Source organism: Catellatospora sp. NPDC049609, from assembly GCF_040675365.1.
Taxonomy (GTDB): Bacteria; Actinomycetota; Actinomycetes; order Mycobacteriales; family Micromonosporaceae; genus Catellatospora.
In genome coordinates this window covers 26134-42222 of record NZ_JBFAOU010000063.1, presented here as the reverse complement: position 1 = coordinate 42222, position 16089 = coordinate 26134, and the positions used below count along the sequence as shown (strand labels likewise).

The 16089-nt window shown below is 69.6% G+C and carries 12 protein-coding genes and 1 pseudogene; 11 read left to right on the top strand and 2 right to left on the bottom strand.

Going from position 1 to position 16089, the window contains the following annotated elements:
• The 7 genes and pseudogenes from AB0J67_RS19370 to AB0J67_RS19340 all read left to right on the top strand — a co-directional run.
• Positions 1-225: pseudogene (locus AB0J67_RS19370) on the top strand (hypothetical protein); the annotation flags it as partial.
• 91 nt (positions 226-316) lie between these two features.
• On the top strand, positions 317-1468 hold the full coding sequence (locus AB0J67_RS19365; protein WP_363484271.1) for an FAD-dependent oxidoreductase: 1152 nt from the start codon (positions 317-319) through the stop codon (positions 1466-1468).
• Between the two features lie 55 nt (positions 1469-1523).
• Complete coding sequence (locus tag AB0J67_RS19360; RefSeq protein ID WP_363484268.1) at positions 1524-3029, top strand: aldehyde dehydrogenase family protein; 1506 nt, start codon at positions 1524-1526, stop codon at positions 3027-3029.
• Positions 3030-3117: 88 nt separating this feature from the next.
• Entirely contained in the window at positions 3118-6936 is a 3819-nt protein-coding gene (locus AB0J67_RS19355; protein ID WP_363484265.1) for a HEAT repeat domain-containing protein, read from the top strand.
• Positions 6937-7126: 190 nt separating this feature from the next.
• Entirely contained in the window at positions 7127-8323 is a 1197-nt protein-coding gene (locus AB0J67_RS19350; RefSeq protein ID WP_363484262.1) for a helix-turn-helix transcriptional regulator, read from the top strand.
• A gap of 167 nt (positions 8324-8490) precedes the next feature.
• Positions 8491-8676 carry a hypothetical protein gene (locus AB0J67_RS19345; protein WP_363484259.1) on the top strand — a complete coding sequence of 62 codons (186 nt, stop codon included), beginning with the start codon at positions 8491-8493 and terminating at the stop codon, positions 8674-8676.
• Between the two features lie 475 nt (positions 8677-9151).
• Entirely contained in the window at positions 9152-9700 is a 549-nt protein-coding gene (locus AB0J67_RS19340) for a signal peptidase II (protein ID WP_363484256.1), read from the top strand.
• A gap of 30 nt (positions 9701-9730) precedes the next feature.
• Here AB0J67_RS19340 and AB0J67_RS19335 read toward each other — a convergent pair whose 3' ends face one another.
• Positions 9731-10258 carry an NUDIX hydrolase gene (locus tag AB0J67_RS19335; protein ID WP_363484273.1) on the bottom strand — a complete coding sequence of 176 codons (528 nt, stop codon included), beginning with the start codon at positions 10256-10258 and terminating at the stop codon, positions 9731-9733.
• A gap of 117 nt (positions 10259-10375) precedes the next feature.
• Between AB0J67_RS19335 and AB0J67_RS19330 the strand changes: the two genes are divergently transcribed.
• From AB0J67_RS19330 to AB0J67_RS19315, 4 genes are all read left to right on the top strand, one after another.
• Complete coding sequence (locus tag AB0J67_RS19330) at positions 10376-10903, top strand: alpha/beta hydrolase (RefSeq protein WP_363484253.1); 528 nt, start codon at positions 10376-10378, stop codon at positions 10901-10903.
• Positions 10904-10927: 24 nt separating this feature from the next.
• Positions 10928-11536 carry a tyrosine-protein phosphatase gene (locus AB0J67_RS19325; RefSeq protein ID WP_363484250.1) on the top strand — a complete coding sequence of 203 codons (609 nt, stop codon included), beginning with the start codon at positions 10928-10930 and terminating at the stop codon, positions 11534-11536.
• A 33-nt stretch (positions 11537-11569) separates the two neighbouring features.
• On the top strand, positions 11570-12514 hold the full coding sequence (locus AB0J67_RS19320; RefSeq protein WP_363484247.1) for an acyltransferase domain-containing protein: 945 nt from the start codon (positions 11570-11572) through the stop codon (positions 12512-12514).
• 617 nt (positions 12515-13131) lie between these two features.
• Positions 13132-13785, top strand: coding sequence for a hypothetical protein (locus AB0J67_RS19315; protein WP_363484244.1), 654 nt, complete (start codon positions 13132-13134; stop codon positions 13783-13785).
• Positions 13786-13806: 21 nt separating this feature from the next.
• Here AB0J67_RS19315 and AB0J67_RS19310 read toward each other — a convergent pair whose 3' ends face one another.
• Positions 13807-15957 (bottom strand): sigma-70 family RNA polymerase sigma factor, encoded by a 2151-nt coding sequence (locus AB0J67_RS19310; RefSeq protein ID WP_363484241.1) that lies wholly within the window; start codon positions 15955-15957, stop codon positions 13807-13809.
• Between the last annotated feature and the right edge of the window lie 132 nt (positions 15958-16089).

Below are 16089 nucleotides of genomic sequence, written 5' to 3'. Positions count from 1 at the left end.
CGACCACCTGCTGCCCCGGCAGCTCGACCGGGCGGGCCTGACCGCCGACGAGGTGTCGGTCAGCGACGGCGCGCTGGGCGCGATCGCCGCCGAGCCGCCGACGCCTACGCCGCGATCGCCGCGACCGGCAGCGCCACGGCGGTCGACCGGATGGCCTGGCCCGACTTCACCTCCCTGGTGGGCCAGGACGACGCGCTCGCCCTCGACGCCAGGTACGCGGCATGAGCCGCCGGAGCGCGCAAGCCGCAGTCTCCCGGCCGCGAAAGCCGGCCGGCCCCCAGCCGTGCCATCCGCAGGATCACCGCGAGGAGAGGCCATGACCCACGTCGTCGTCGCCGGGGCCGGACCGGTCGGGCTGACCGCCGCGCTCGCGCTGGCCCGCCAGGGCGCGCAGGTCACCGTGCTGGAAGCGGGCGGGAGCCTGGCCGCCGAGTCGCGGGCGTCGACGTTCCACCCGCCGACCCTGGAGATGCTCGCCGAGCTGGGCGTCGTCGACGAGCTGCTGGCCCGGGGCCTGGTCGCGCCGACCTTCGCCTACCGCGACCGCGCCGCCGGGCACGTGGCCACCCTCGACCTGGCGGTCCTCGCGAACGACACCCCCTACCCCTACCGCGTGCAGCTCGAACAGTCCAAGCTCACCCCGATCCTGGCCGAGCACCTGACCCGCCGGGGTGGCGAGATCCGCTTCGGGCACGCGGTCACCGGCGCGGAGCACACCACCACGGGGGTACGCGTCCACGCCGGCGCGACGACCCTCGACGCCGACTGGCTGATCGCCGCCGACGGCGCGCACTCGGCCGTGCGCCGCGGCCTGGGCGTCGAGTTCGCGGGCATCACCTACCCCGAGCGGTTTCTGGTCGCCTCGACCGGGGAGGACCTGCACGCGCTGCTCGACGAGCTGGCCGAGGTCAACTACGTGTTCGACCCGGTGGACTGGTCGGTGCTGCTGCGTACGCCGGATCACTGGCGGGTGCTGCTGCCCACCCCGGACGGCTCGCCGGACGAGGCCGAGCTGGCGCGGCTCGACGCGCGGCTGCGCCTGGTCGCCGACCCGGGCCGCCCGTGGCGGGTCGCGCACGCCAGCATCTACCGGGTGCACCAGCGGGTCGCCGCGTCGTTCCACCACGGCCGGGTCCTGCTGGCCGGGGACGCCGCGCACGTCAACAACCCGCTCGGCGGCCTGGGCATGAACTCCGGCATCCACGACGCGGTCGCATACGCCGCCGCGCTGTCCGGGCCGGGCCCGGAGCGGGCCGCCGCCGACGCGGCCGACGACCGGCGCCGCATCGCGCTGGAGTACGTGCAGACCGTGTCGCACCGCAACTACGAGCGGCTCACCGCCACCGACCCGGTCGCGCGCGCCGCGCACCTCGACGAGCTGCGCACGATCGCCGCCGACCCGGCCCGCTCGCGGGCCTACCTGCTGCGCGCCTGCATGATCGCCTCGCTGCGCCCGGAGACGGTGTGAACGCGCCGGCGTGGCCGCACGCCCCCGAGATCGCCGCCCCGCGACCGGTGACGGCGTGAACGCCCCGGCTCCCCTGTCCGGCCCCGAGTCGGTCGCCCGGACCGCTGCGGCGGCCGACGGCGGCCAGGTCGCCCGGTACAACCCGGCGCGGGTCTACGAGCTGGTCGGCACGGTCCCCGCCGCGTCACCGGCGCAGGTGGACCGGGTCGTGCGCGCCGCCGACGCCGCCCAGCGCGGCTGGGCCGCGACGCCGGTAGCCGAACGCGCCGCGCTGCTGCGGGACGCGGCCGGCGCCGTCGAGCCGCACCTGCCACTGCTCGCCGAGCTGCTGGCCCGCGAGTCGGGCAAGGTGCTGGCCGACTGCCGCGGCGAGATCGGCTTCGCGCTGACGTTCCTGCGCTGGGCCGCCGGGCGGGCCACCCGGGTGCTCGCCGACACGGAGCTCGACGACGCGGCCGGCCGGCTGCTGCTGCGCCGCCGCCCGTACGGGGTCGTCGCCGCGATCACGCCGTGGAACGCGCCGATCATCCTGTCCCTGCTGAAGATCGGGCCCGCGCTGGCCGCGGGCAACACCGTCGTGGTGAAGCCGTCACCGCTGGCCCCGCTCGCCATCGACCGCGTGGTGCGCCTGCTCGCCGCCGCGCTGCCGCCGGATGTGCTGCACGCCGTGCACGGCGACACCGAGGCGGGCGCGGCGCTGGTCGGGCACCGGCTGGTCCGCAAGGTCGCGTTCACCGGCGGCGACCGGGCCGCCCGGCTGGTCGCCGCGACGGCCGCGACCCAGACCACGCCGACCGTGCTGGAGCTGGGCGGCAACGATCCGGTGCTGCTGCTCGACGACGCCGACCTGTCCCCGGAGCCGATGCGGCGGCTGGTCATGGCGTCGTTCGCGACCAGCGGTCAGGTGTGCATGGCCGCCAAGCGGCTCTACCTGCCGGAGTCCCGGCGCGACGAGTTCCTCGACGCGTACCTGGCCGCCGCGCAGGAAGTGCTCTGCCTGGGCGATCCGCTGGCCGAGGGCGTGAGCATGGGTCCGGTGGTCAGCGCCGAGGCCGCGGTGCGGGTGAACGGGCTGGTCGAGGACGCGCTGGCGCGGGGCGGCGGCGCGCTGCCGCTGGGCCGCGTCGACCCGGGCACCGACCTGCGGGCCGGTCACTTCGTGACGCCGACGCTGCTGGTGGGCGTACCCGACGATGCTCCGGTGGTGGCCGAGGAGCAGTTCGGGCCGACGGTGCCGCTGCTGTTCTACCGCGACGAGTCCGATCTGGTGGCCCGTGCCAACGCCGGCGAGCTGGGGCTCGCGGCGTCGGTGTGGTCGGCCGACGAGGAGCGCGCGTTCGCGCTGGCCCGGCGGCTGGAAGCGGGGTTCGTGTTCGTCAACACGCACAACCGGACCGGCATGTCCCTGCGCGCCCCCTTCGGCGGCGTCAAACGCTCCGGCTACGGCCGCGAGTACGGCGACGAGGGCATCACCGAGTACACGCAGACCTGCGTGGTGCATGCGCCGGCCGCGTTCCGGGCCGGCGGCGCGGGTGCGGCCGCCAACGCGTACCCGGCATGAGGTGAATCATTTAGGCTGAACGGCCAGACTCGCCGACGTGCGCAAGCGAGTCAGATGCGCCAGAGTGGCCCGTCGATACACTCCGACCATGGAACCGCTTACCGCGTCCGTGCTCAGCGCACTTGCTAAGGCTGTAGCAGGCGAAGTAGGCAAGCTGCTAGGCAGCTCGGCCGTCAAGAGCCTAGGGGCGCGAGTCCTGGGCGACCCGCAGATGAAGGCACTTGAGCACGCACTCGACCGTGCCTATGAAACAACTCGTAGCAAACACGGCCTCCGTCTGGCCGAATTCGATATCAATCCCGACTTCCTCGCGCTCGAAGGTGCAACGGAACTCGCAAAAGCAATCGTGCCAGGATCTCCTCCATCAGCGATCCGGCTAGCCGAGCAGGCGGTCGACTCGTTGGGACCGACGCCCTCCTACGACGAGCGGTGGGACCGCATCAATGCCTTGCGACCGGTGTTCACCACCCTTATCGAGGAATTGGTGGGCGAGGTGCGGCGCGAGCCAGCACTCGCCGAGATAACTGCCCGAGTCGATTCCACCGCCACTGCGAATGTTGCAGTTCAGCTAGCCAAAGGGCTGGGCGTGGCAGCTGCGACCGATGATGACCAAACCCACTACCTCCGGTGGCTGATCGGCCAGTTCCGTTGGATTCCGACAGCCGGTGTAGTCCGCAAGACAACCGTCAAGCTGCCACTCGCTCAAGTCTTCATAGGACTACAGGCACAGCGTGACCGGCACCCAGGAGATCGATCTCGACTTTGGTTCAGCAAGGAACATGACAGGCTGCAAGCGATGCTGCGCGCGGGGCAACTCGACGAGGCATCCTTTGAGGCAGCTCTTGACCGGCTGAATCTAGAGCACGGCCGCACATTCTCCCGCGACACGGCGGATAGCTCCGGTAAGGGCCTGCCGGTACTTGACGCCGTTCGCACGACACCCCACCTTCTGGTACTCGGGGACCCGGGCGCAGGAAAGACTACCCTTTTGCGATATCTGGCGCTGAGTCATGCCCGCGCCTTCAACACCGACCAACAGGTGAACGGCCTGCCTCCGATGTTCCCGATCTATCTGAGGGTCGGCGAGTTCGCACGTAGAACCCACCAAGCGACGTCGCTCACCGATTTCATGCCGACATACCTCAAAAGCCTGGAGTGTCATACGCCCGGCCTGGCCGATCTGATACAACGACGACTGTCGGACGGTGGTTGCCTGGTTCTCCTCGACGGTTTAGACGAGATCGCATCCGCTGAACAACGCCGCAGCGTCGTGGAAGCAGTGGTCAACTTTGTGACCGCGCACTCGCGCCAGGACAATCGCTTCGTAGTAACAAGCCGAATCTCCGGCTACTCGGCCGCACCTCTACCGGCCCCGTTCGAGGCAGTTCGTCTCCAGGACATGGACGATGCAACAATCGCTCGATTCCTGGAAGTCTACTGTCAGGAGGTCGAGCGAGCCGAAACACCTGGAGGCTCCGCGTCGGCAATTCGCGCAGCTGCGCAGCGGGAGACGTCTGCTATCCAGGAAGCCTTAAGCGACAATGCCGGGGTACGCCGACTCGCCACCAACCCGCTGCTTCTAACCGCACTCGTTCTGGTCCATCGCGCCAGCGGACGCCTTCCCCATCGACGGGTCGAGGCTTACGTCGAGGTCTGCCAAGCGCTGGGGCGCACGTGGCGGTCAGTTCAGGGCGTTGCTGAGGCTGATCTGCCGGACGACCGTGTCATGAGCGGTTGGCTGACCGAGCTAGGCGAGTGGATACATGAACACCGCCCCGAGGGCTCCGCAACAAAACTTGAACTCCTGCGCGTGCTCGGCGCTCTTTGGGCCGCCAATCAAGGCATCACCTGGGACGACAAGGTCCTGCAGTCTGCGGATCCGATGAACAGCGCCGCCGGTCTAGGCGTACTGGACTTCGTCGACAAGATCGATCGCCATACCGGGCTGCTGGTCGAACGGGCTCCGGGACGCTACGGATTCACCCACCTGACGTTCGAAGAATATTATGCGGGCCGGGCGCTCGCCTTTCGCGGCGACTCCACCGAACGGGCTGCGATCCTTCGGAGCAGGCTGCACGACCCCCGTTATGATGAACCGATCTTGCTCGCACTGGGCTTGATTGGCATAGATTACTTCGAGCAACTTGAAACTCTAGTCAGCGATGCCATTTACCCCGCCACTCACAATCCCAGTCCCCATGAGGATCTTCTCGGACGGGATTTCCTGTTCATGTTGCGCGCGCTTGCCGATGACATCCCGTTGAGTACCGTCACCATTGATGCCATCATAAATCGTTCAGTCAACGAGTGGCTTAACCCACAGACAAGCCGTTGCCGGTTTAGCGGGTATCGCGCCGCCTTGTCCTGGCACCTATCAGCCCTCGGCTCCACAAAGGCCGCCAACCGACTATTGATGGCCATCGAGTCGTCGGCTGAAATCGCCAGCCGCACCACTCCGGAACAGTTCTGCACTCTTGCAATCATAGCCTGCGAGCTCGGCAGGCTGACCGATCCCATCATCGCCTGTCTGACCAATATAGCCAACACGGCCAGTGACCCCAGCTCAAAGATCAGCGCAGTGGAAGCACTTAGCGTTTGCGGCATGCTCAGTGAGCCGGTGGTTGATATCGCCCAAAGCTTGATTACCACCCTCACTGACTCTGCGATGCAGGTGAAAGCGGTGCAGGCGCTCGCCGCCGGCGATCAACTATACGAACCGGCGCTCATCGCACTAAGCACGCTGGCCATAAATTCAGATCAAGCGTTCGTCCGAATCATTGCGACGCAGGTGCTGGCTGCTCGACGGGCACTCACCAATCAAGTAATCACCGCCGTCACCGAGCAGGTCACTAGTTCCAATGATCAGTTCTTCAAGGTCATCAATATACTAATGTTGGCCCTAGTGGATGCACTTTCGGAGCCTTTGGCTGCAATCGCCCTGCAAGTCAGCACGACGGCGACAGATCACCTCGCTAGAAGCATCAGCACACAGGCGCTCGTCCGAGGTGGGGCGATCAGCGAGGCCACGGTCGCAACACTCACCGAGCTCGCCACCAATAACGATGATCCAACAACACGCGTTCGAGCCGTGGAGGTTCTTTCTGCCGGCAACGCCGTCAATGAGCGCGCGATCCACGCTCTTACGGATCTGGCCACAAGCGCCGACGAACTAACTGTGCGGAACGTGGCCCTCGAAGCACTGGCCAACCCGGTCACACGCAACGAAAGGACCGTCGCCGCGCTCACCGATCTAGCCACCAACGCTTCTGACCCCACCGTACGAATGCTGGCGCTGGAGGCGCTGGTCTCTAGCGGTCCACCCACAGAACACGAGCTCGCCATCGCACGGAGTATCATCATCACCGTGAATGTCCGTGCTGTAAAGGTCCGGGCCCTACAGATTGTAGCCAAGCACGGCACGCTAACTAAAAGCGAGATCAGCACGGCATTGAGGATAGCCACGGGCGCAGGCAACCCATCGACCAGAATTGGCGCTCTAGAAGTACTGGCCAATGGCGGTGCGCTAAGCGAACCGGCTATCCGAGTCGCGATTGACCTGGCACAGAACTCCAAAGCAGCCGAGACTAGACGAGCTGCGGTGCGCGTGCTCGGCCAGACCACACCGACAACGCAAGTTCGAGAATGTCTGTTGTCCAGATTCGACGATGAGACTGAGTTCGTCCGCTTGGAGGCGGAGCGATCCCTCGTCGAGCTAGGGCGGCAGCATCCCGACTCGAAGAACGAGATCGAGACTGACCTGGTTGAAGCCTGTATCGCCTCGGGAATTGAGACGTCCGCCTCATCAAATGACTATCCTTGTTGGGACTACGCCAACAGGGCTTTGCGCCTGTTGCTGGAAGTCGACGTAGCCAGAGAGCGCGCTGGCTCACCGTCGCCGCGCCCGTAGTCGCGCTTAGGTTGAGCCGCGTGCGGTGTCTCGGCTGGAGGCGCTGGGAGCGGATCAGCTGCGGCAAGAGGAAGGCGGCAAGTCGTATCCGCGTGTCCGGGCATAGCTCCACAGGTCGCTTGCCCGATGGCAGCCTGCCCGATGACCACGTACCGTCGGCGCTATCGATCCTCGTGCGGAGGTGCCCTCGGTGAGGAAAGCGGATTTCGGCGCCCGGCTGCGCAGCCACCGGGAGCGGGCGGGCAAGACGAGAACCGTCCTGGGCGGCCTGGTCGGGCGGTCCGAAGAGTGGGTCAAGGCGGTGGAGAACGGCCGCATCCTGCAACCTCGGCTGCCGATGCTGCTCCGGCTCGCCGAAGTGCTCGGCGTGACGGACTTGGCCGAGCTCACCGGCAGCGGCTCGATGCCCGTGGCGGCCCTGACCAAGGCGGCGAGCGTTCCCGGTGACCGGGTCGTCGCAGTGATGACCAGCCACGCACGGCCCTCGGCCCGCACCGAACCCGACGTGGACCGGTTCCTGGGCCGGGTCGACCAGGCCTGGCAGCTGTGGCACACCGCGCCCGCGGGTAAGGCAGCGATCGCCGCCGTCCTGCCCGATCTGCTGGTGGAGGCCCGCGCCACGGTGGCGCACCTCGACGGGACGGCCAGGCGACGCGCGGGCACCGGCGTGGCGCGGACCTACCACCTGGCGCAGCAGCTCTTCGCCTTCAGTCCGCACCCGGAGATGGTGTGGTTGTCAGCCGACCGGGCGATGGCCGCCGCGCAGGACTCCGACGACCCGGCCGCCATCGCCGCCGCCGCCTGGTACTACGCCCACGTTTACCGGTCGTCCGGACAACTCGGCATGGCACATGACGTCGTCGTGGACGCGACCGCCGAGCTGGATCCTCACTCCGGTGAGGCCGAGCAGCTGGCGCGATGGGGCAAGCTCCAGTTGGCCGCCGCACGCACGCACAGCAAGGCCGGCGAGGAAGGGCTCGCCTGGCAGTGCTGGGACCGGGCCAAACGAGCGGCGGATGCGTTGCCCGCCGGCTACATGCACCCGTGGCTGATGTTCGGCGCCGCAGAGGTGGCCGCCACAGCCGTGGGCATGGAGGCAGACCTGTTCCACCCCGGCCGGGCGATCCGCCGGTCCGCGACGCTGGACCTCGGCGGTCTGCCCGCGCACCGTCGTGCCGCCGCCTACATCGACATCGCGCGGGCATACCAGCTGACCGGCGACCCCGTCGGGCTCGTCCACATGATCGGCAAGGCCCTTCGCGAGAACCTCGACGTGACCGAGCGGGAACCGTTCGTCAGGCAGGCGCTCCTCGATCTGGTGGACAACGGTGGTCCGGTCCGCGACGACGCCCGCGAGCTGGCGCTGGTGGTAGGTCTGCTGCGGTAGCCGTACCACAGGTACGGTTCCTACCCGCCGACCTGCCGACCCGCTCCTAACGTGTTCCCCATCGGTCCACTTGGACCGCTGCCGGGCGGGCAACCCGGCTTCGACGGGCACCGGGGCGGCCACGCACCATCTCCCTCGCCTCGGTGCCCCGCTTCGCGGGAGGCATGATGAACATCAAGGAGCGGGACGAGGCACCGCGCGTCTTCGAACGTAAGGAGCCCGCATCGCAGCCCTCGGTCGGCGACGCGGTTCATGAGATCGCCCGCGCCTACGCGGTGAATCGCGCACATCGTTGGAACAGCTCGACGATCGCGGTGCGCGCGATCCTCACCGGCCTGCGGAAGTGTCCATGACCGCTGGTGGCGCAGCGCGCTGGATCATCGCCAGCGGCCAAGAGGTCGGTATAGGCGATCACGTCGCCCTCGCACTCCATCCCCACTCGGTGGGCCGGATCATCGGTGTCGCTGGAGACCAAACCGGCGCACCCAGCATCGAGCTGACCGCAGGGCCACGAAAGGGCAGCACGGTCAGCATCTGGCCCAGCGACATCCTGCGGAGGGTGATCCGCTGACGTCAACAGCGAAGATCTGTTTCTGTGGGCGCCAGCCGTCACCATGGCGGCGGTAAGCGTCCACGGAAACAGATCTTCGACCCCGGACACATCAGCGCATCAACAAACGGACATACCGATAGGTCGCCACCCGCGCCCGCGTCGTGATCTCGACGACGCGGCGGTTGCTCGTCGTCGGCCGCCAGCGGTGCACCACGATGGGCTACTGTGGCAGGCCGCACGCCCGCGGGAGCGGATACCGGGACAGGGAGATCGAGATGGACCAGCCAGCCGAGGAGCGGACGACGTCGCCAGGTCGGCCGGCTCGGCTGTACCCGATGCTGCTCGTGCTCGCCGCCGCGCTGGTCGCGGTCGACCAGCTCACCAAGTGGTGGGCGGAGACCGAGCTGGCCGGCCGGGCACCGATCGACGTCGCCGGCGAGCTGCTGCGGCTCCGGCTGACCTACAACCCGGGCGCGGCCTTCTCGATCGGCACCGAGTACACCTGGGTGCTGACCGTGTTCGCCGCGGTGGCCGTCGTGGCGATCGTCTTCTTCGCCCGCTCGGTGGCGTCGCGGGCCTGGGCCGTCGGGCTGGGCCTGATGCTGGGCGGTGCGTTCACGCACCTGCTGGACCGGCTGTTCCGCGAGCCCGGCTTCGCCCGGGGCCACGTGGTGGACTTCATCGACTACGGCCCGTTCGTGGGCAACGTGGCCGACATCGCCCTGGTGGCGGGGGTCGCGCTGATCTTCCTGCTCAACCTGCGCGACATCCCGATGAGCCGGCGCCCGCAAGTCGCGCCCGACCAGGCGGAAACCGCGTCCTAGCAGCGCAGCTCTGGTGACGCTGCCGCCACGTCACGCCGCCTGCAGGCGGTACAGCGTCAGTGCCGCCAGCGACGGGGCGTCCACGATCTGCCCTGATCGGATCATCGCCGCGATCTCCGCGTCCGTGAACGCACGATGGATCATGTCCTGCTCGGTCGGCTCCCGGTCGTGGGCGCCTTCCTTCAGCTCCGTCGCCAGGTAGACGTCGAACCCCTGGTTCGAGAAGCCGTACGCCTCGAACAGGTGGCCCAGGTGAGCCATGGACCCGGCGCGCAGGCCCGTCTCCTCCGCCAGCTCCGTGCGGGCGAGGTCGGTCCGGTCGCCGTGCTTGCCGCTGCCCCAGCTGCCCTGCGGGAACTCCCACGCCCGCCGGCCGACCGGGTACCGGTACTGCTCCACCAGCCAGAACCCCTCCTCCCAGCGGGGCAGCACCAGGGCGAAGTCCGGCTTCTCCACGACCCCGTAGATGCCGGGGCTGCCGTCCGGGCGCCTGATCTCGTCCTCCCGGACCGTCATCCACGGATTGCGGTACACAACCCGGCTGCTCACCTGCTCCATCACCTGGTCATCCTAAGCCGGGAAGATCATCGCGGTGGCCCCGTGCGGCCGCACCCACGGCGCTGAACCGATCATGGCCGCGCGAGGTGCCGCCGGCCGCCGTACTACGCTGCCGCCATGGCGAGCGTGCTGATCCTGCCCGGCTTCGAGAACTCCGGCCCCGAACACTGGCAGAGCCGCTGGGAGCACGAGCACCCCGAGTACCGGCGGGTCGAGCAGGCCGACTGGTTCCAGCCGCGGCTCGGCGACTGGGTCGCGACCCTCGCGGCGGCCGTCGCGGCCGCGCCCGAGCCGGTGGTGCTCGTCGCGCACAGCCTCGGTTGCGTCACCGTGGCGCACTGGGTCGCCCGGGGCGGCGACACCTCGCGGGTACGCGGCGCGCTGCTGGTCGCCCCGGCCGACATCGACACCGCCGAGGTGCCCGAGCTGGTGAACTTCCGGCCGATCCCGCTGGTGCCGCTGCCGTTCCCGAGCATCCTGGTCGCCGCCGACGACGACCCGTGGGCAGCGCTGCCGCGCTGTGAGCAGTTCGCGCAGGCGTGGGGCTCGCGCCTGGTCGTCGTGCCGGGCGGCGGCCATCTCAACGCCGACTCCGGCCTCGGCTCCTGGCAGCAGGGCAAGGACCTCCTCACCGAACTCCGCTGACCCCGTGCCACCTGGGAGTTTCGTATGAACCTCGACTGGACAGGTTGCCGCAACGCCCGCGATCTCGGCGGTCTACCCGCCGGAGACGGCCCGATCCGGGCCGGTGCGCTGCTGCGCTCGGACGGCCATCACCGGTTGGCGGCCACGGCGGTGCCGACCTTCCGCGCCGGCGCGGTGAGCCGCATCGTCGACCTTCGGTGGGCCTGGGAGTGCGAGCACAAGCCGAGCCCCTTCGCCGGGGACGACCTCTACCGGCACGTGCCCATGCTCGACGACGTCCTGGACTACGTGCCCCCACCGGACAGTTACGCCCCGATGCTGGACCACTGCGCACTCCGCATCGGCGCGGCCGTGCGCGCCGTCGCCGAGGCGCCGCCGGGCGGGGTCGTGGTCCACTGCCACGCCGGACGGGACCGCACCGGCGTACTCGTGGCGCTGCTGCTGCGCCTGGCCGGGGTGGACCACGAGACGATCGCGGGCGACTACGCCCGGACCGACGGCTGCGCGCCGCTTCCCATGCTGAACACGCTCGCCCACCTGGAGAGCCGGTACGGCAGCGCGGAGCAGTACCTGACGCGGGCCGGGCTCACCACGGCCGCTCTGCGGTCGCTACGCGGCCGGCTCTCCGGGTGACCGCGGATCGGCCGGCTGGGTAGCATCGTCCGCGTGGATCTGGACGACATCGCTGCCCGGCTCGGCGTGACCGTCGAGGACGTCGACCGCGTGCACCGGCTCGCCGGTGACCTGCCGTCGGCCCCGCTGCCCGCCAAGGCCGACGCGCCCGCGATCCTCGACCGGCTCGCGGTGCGGCCGGACGACGCTGCCGAGATCATGGCCGGCTGGCCCGACCCGGACTCGCCACTGTGGACTGCGGAGCTGCGCTGGCTGCTCGACCGCTCGATCGCCCTGGTGCGCGCCGATCTCGGCGGCCACGAGTGGCTGCCGCCCGGCCCGGAGCTGCCGCGCGACCGAGGCCCCGCCTGGCGGCACCTGTACGTGTACGCGTACCTGGCGCTGGTCGACGTCGTCCGGGCGTACCACCGCGACCACGGTGTCCCCGACGGCGTGTCCTGGGCGACGCTCGCCGACCTTGGCCGCAACCTCGCGATCGACCGGCGGATGAACCGCGAGGGCTGGCCGGTCATGCAGAGCTGGCTGACACTGCACGCCCGGGGCGGCCTCTACGAGCTGGGCCGGCTGCAGCACCAGCGCGGCGACACCGCCATCGGCCTGCACATCCCCGAGTCGGGGCCGCTGACCCCGGAGGCGGTCGCGGCGTCGCTCGACGAGGCCCGCGCGTTCTTCCCGCGCCACTTCCCCGACGAGCACTACACGGCGTTCTCCTGCGGCTCGTGGCTGCTCGACCCGCAGCTGCTGGAGTACCTGCCCGAGGACTCCAACATCGTCCGGTTCCAGCGGCGGTTCGAGCTGGAGCCCTACGAGGAGCCGGAAGGGATCGACGCCGACGTCGAGGCGCTGCGGTTCGTGTTCCGCACCCTGACCACGCCCCTGGACCGGCTGCCGCGCCGCACCGTGCTCCAGCGCGCGATCATCGACCATCTGCAGGCAGGCCGCCGCTGGCGCTGGTGCCGCGGCCGCTTCCCGATCTAGTCGCTCTACTCGCTCGGCGGTCGGGAGACAGCGCGTACCCGGTGGAGACTGTCGACGAGGTCGGCAACGGCCCGTCATTCCACCGGCTTCGTGTCAGGACGGGCTCCAGTCGTCACCGCCCGCAGCGTCGGACCCGGGGCGCCCGCTCTTCTTCTGGCCGACACGGCTCAGCATGATCAGGAGAGGGCCGCCGACGAACAGTGTGAGGCAGCAGCACAGGCCTTGAAACCCTGGGACCGCATCCGCCGTGGAAGGTTCCATCCTGAGCACCTTACTCAACCGTCGTGATCGCTTGTGCCCGTTGCAGCGGGGCACGACCTTGTCACAGCAGCCGGTATACGTCGGGGTGCAGCTTTTGAAGGCTGGACAGCTCAGGTCGTCAACGCGTCCGGTGGTGATCCGCGATACGGACCGTAGCCGCCTGGGCGATAGGCGCCATCCGCCGGGACGCTCCCGATACCGGGTCTGAGTGACCAGTACGCGCACGCCCCGTTGCCGTTTCGGGTATCTGCCTTCCTCGGCGGCCACGGCATACCGGTGGGCAGTTCCGTTGGACCGCACGCATTACCTTCGTTGAGGATGATGGCGAAGCAACATGACAAGGTGTCGGAGGTTCAGTGGACTCGGCGGACGACAGACAATCGGCGCTGGACCGCCTGCGCCCTGAGCTCAAACTCGCCGCCGGGCTGGTGCCCGTCGTCGGCCCCGCGCTCGCACAATACATCGACGATCATGCCGAACGGCGGCGAGCGCGGATCGCGGCTGTGGGCAGATCCTTTTCCAGCGAATCTGGCGCCGATCCTGAGAACCTACTGGCAGTTGCTGCTGCCCACGAGAGACTCTCGGACCTTGTCGCTGACGTCATGGAGTCGGCTCAACGCACCAGCAGCGAGCGAAAGTTGGCCGCGTTCGGCCGGATACTTGCATCCGGGTTTCTCGCCCACGACGATGCCGCCGTCGATGAGCTTGAGCTTATCCACGCAGCAGTCCGCGATATGGAAGGCGGACACCTGAGAGTGCTTGACCGGCTCGCCCAGTCCGGAGCGGGACCAACGCAGTCCAGTGCGCATCACCTCGGGGTGCCTGACTACGAGCTGGCCGCGATGTTTCCGAATGGCGTTGTCGTGGTCTACGCAATCTTGAAGACACTTGAGCGCCATGGGATTGCCGGTCCGATGACACCGCCCAGCCAGGATCTCGATCAGTCGATCCTTTGGAGTATCTGGGACTTCGGCCTGTTGCTTCACCGAACCATCCTCAAGGCGTCTTGACGACAGCCCGAAATCGGAGGCTCAGCCGGTCATGGGGGCGCCGAGCGCGGGATCACGGTCGTTGGTGAGGAAGGCGGTCGCCGGCAGCCTCCCGTCGCCGGGGCGGGCGCGCTGCGCGCCCGCCGGGTCGTCCTCGACGAGGGCGTCGGCGGTCCAGCCGGACTGGTTCCAAGAGTTGCCGTCCTGCACGGCGTCGGCGGACAGCCGCGCCTCGCGGGCGTTGCCCAGCGCCAGGTTGGCGCGGAACACCGAGCTGGAGTAGAAGAACGCGAAGCCCTCCTTGCCGTTGCGGTAGGCCGTGTTGCTGGTCAGCCGCAGGGTGCCCCGGTTGGCGCTCTCGGTGAAGCCGTAGCCGGTGTTGTCCCAGGCCGCGCTGTTGGTGACCACGTGCGGCACGGCCGGGGCCGGGTTGCCGCCGCCGAGCCGGAAGCCGTTGCCCGCCCCGGTGACGGCCACGCCGGGGTCGCGCCAGTGGTCGATGCCGTTGCCGTACGCCCAGCTGCGGTCGATGGTGACCGGGTCGGTGAACTCGTGCAGGTCGAACCCGTCGTCGACGTTGCCCCACACGCGGCAGCCGCGCACGATGTTGCCGGTGCCCGCGCCGTACTTGAGCGACAGCCCGTCGGCGGCGGCGCCGGCGTCGTGGTTGCGGTAGAAGTCGCTGTTCAGCACCTGGTTGCCCGCGGTGCCCGGGTCGCGCAGCGTCAGGCCGGTGCCACCGTTGTCGTGGATGGACAGCCGGTCGAACACGCCCTGCCGGCACGCCCGGCACACGTACGCGTCACGCGGCGCGTTGCGGATCTCCAGGCCGCGTACGGTCCAGTGGTCCGCGGTCTGCGTGATGAACCAGGTGTTGGCGCGCAGGTCGGCGGCGTCGAACACCGGCCGCTCCCCCGGCGCGTTGGTCAGCGTGATCCGCTGCTGCGCGGTGCCGTCGGTCGCGATCACGACCGGGTCGACCGCGCGGTACGTGCCGCCGCCCGCGACGATCGTCTGGCCGGGGCGCACCACCGACACCGCCTTGGCCAGGCTCGCGTACGGCCGGGCCGCGCTGCCGTCGCCGTCGTCGCTGCCGGTCGGCGACAGGAACAGCTGCGTCCGCGCGGCGGCGGCCGTGACCGACGGAGAAACCGACGCGCTCGGCGGGGCGGCCGGTGCCGTCGCGGCCGGGGTGCTCGGGCTGGGCGGGGCGGCCACCGCACCGCCGTCGGAGCTCGGCTGACCGGGCAGCAGCACGACCACGACGGCGATGGCGGCGGCCGTGCCCGCCGCCGTGCCCGCGGTCAGCGCCGGTTTGGCGGCGAGCGGTTTGAGCAGCGTGCTCCACCAGCCGGTGGCGGCGAGCGCGGTAGCCGCGCCGCCCGGTGCCGCGCTGGTCGCGACGGCGTGCAGCAGGCCTTCGAGCAGGCCGGCGGAGACGGGCAGCAGGCCGGTCCCGGCGAGGATGGTCTCGGTGGCGATCGGCGGGCGGCTGACCGCCTGGCACCGGGGGCAGTCGGTGATGTGCCGGTGCAGCCGCTTCTGCCAGCGCGGCTCCGCGCTGCCGTCCCACCCGCGGGCCACGGCGGTCAGGCCCGCGCAGCGGGGGCGGGCCCGCCACGCCGCCAGCACCGCCCTGGCCCGCAGCAGATGGGCACGCATGCGCTGGATGCGTACGCCGGTGTGCGCGACGGTGAGCCCGAGCGCGGCGGCGACCTCGGCGCGGGTCAGCCCGCCCGCGATCTCCTGCCACCAGAGCGCGAGCACGCGCCGGTCGTCGGCGTCGAGCCAGCGGCCGGCCTCCAGCACGATCCGGCGCTCGTCGGCCAGCCGCAGCCGGGTGACCGCGTCGTCGGCGAACTCGGCGTCCGGGTCGGGCGGGTCCGGCAGCTCCCCGGCCGGGTGCGCGCGGACCAGCTCGCCGCGGCGGGTCCGGGCGCGGTCCTGGATCTGGCGTACGGCGATGGCGAGCAGCCACGACCGGAAGCGCTCGGGCTCGCGCAGCGCCGGCAGCGCCTGCACCGCGCGCAGCATGGTCTCCTGGACGACGTCGTCGACGTCGGGGTGGCCGTGCAGGGCCCGGCCGACAACGTTGTAGACCAGCGGCAGGTGCCCGGCGAGCAGCCGGGCGAGGGCTTCCCGGTCGCCGTCGCGGGCCGCGACGACGTCCGCCGTGTCCGCGTGGGCGTCCATGGATCCTTCCCCGCTCCGGCCGCGAAGTCGTTCTCAAACAAGATCTATTGAGGATCGCCGCCATCCTGGCACGCCGCCCAGCAGGCTGTAAAGACATCGACCGCTGCGGTTGCTTTGGCTGGCGTGCAAACA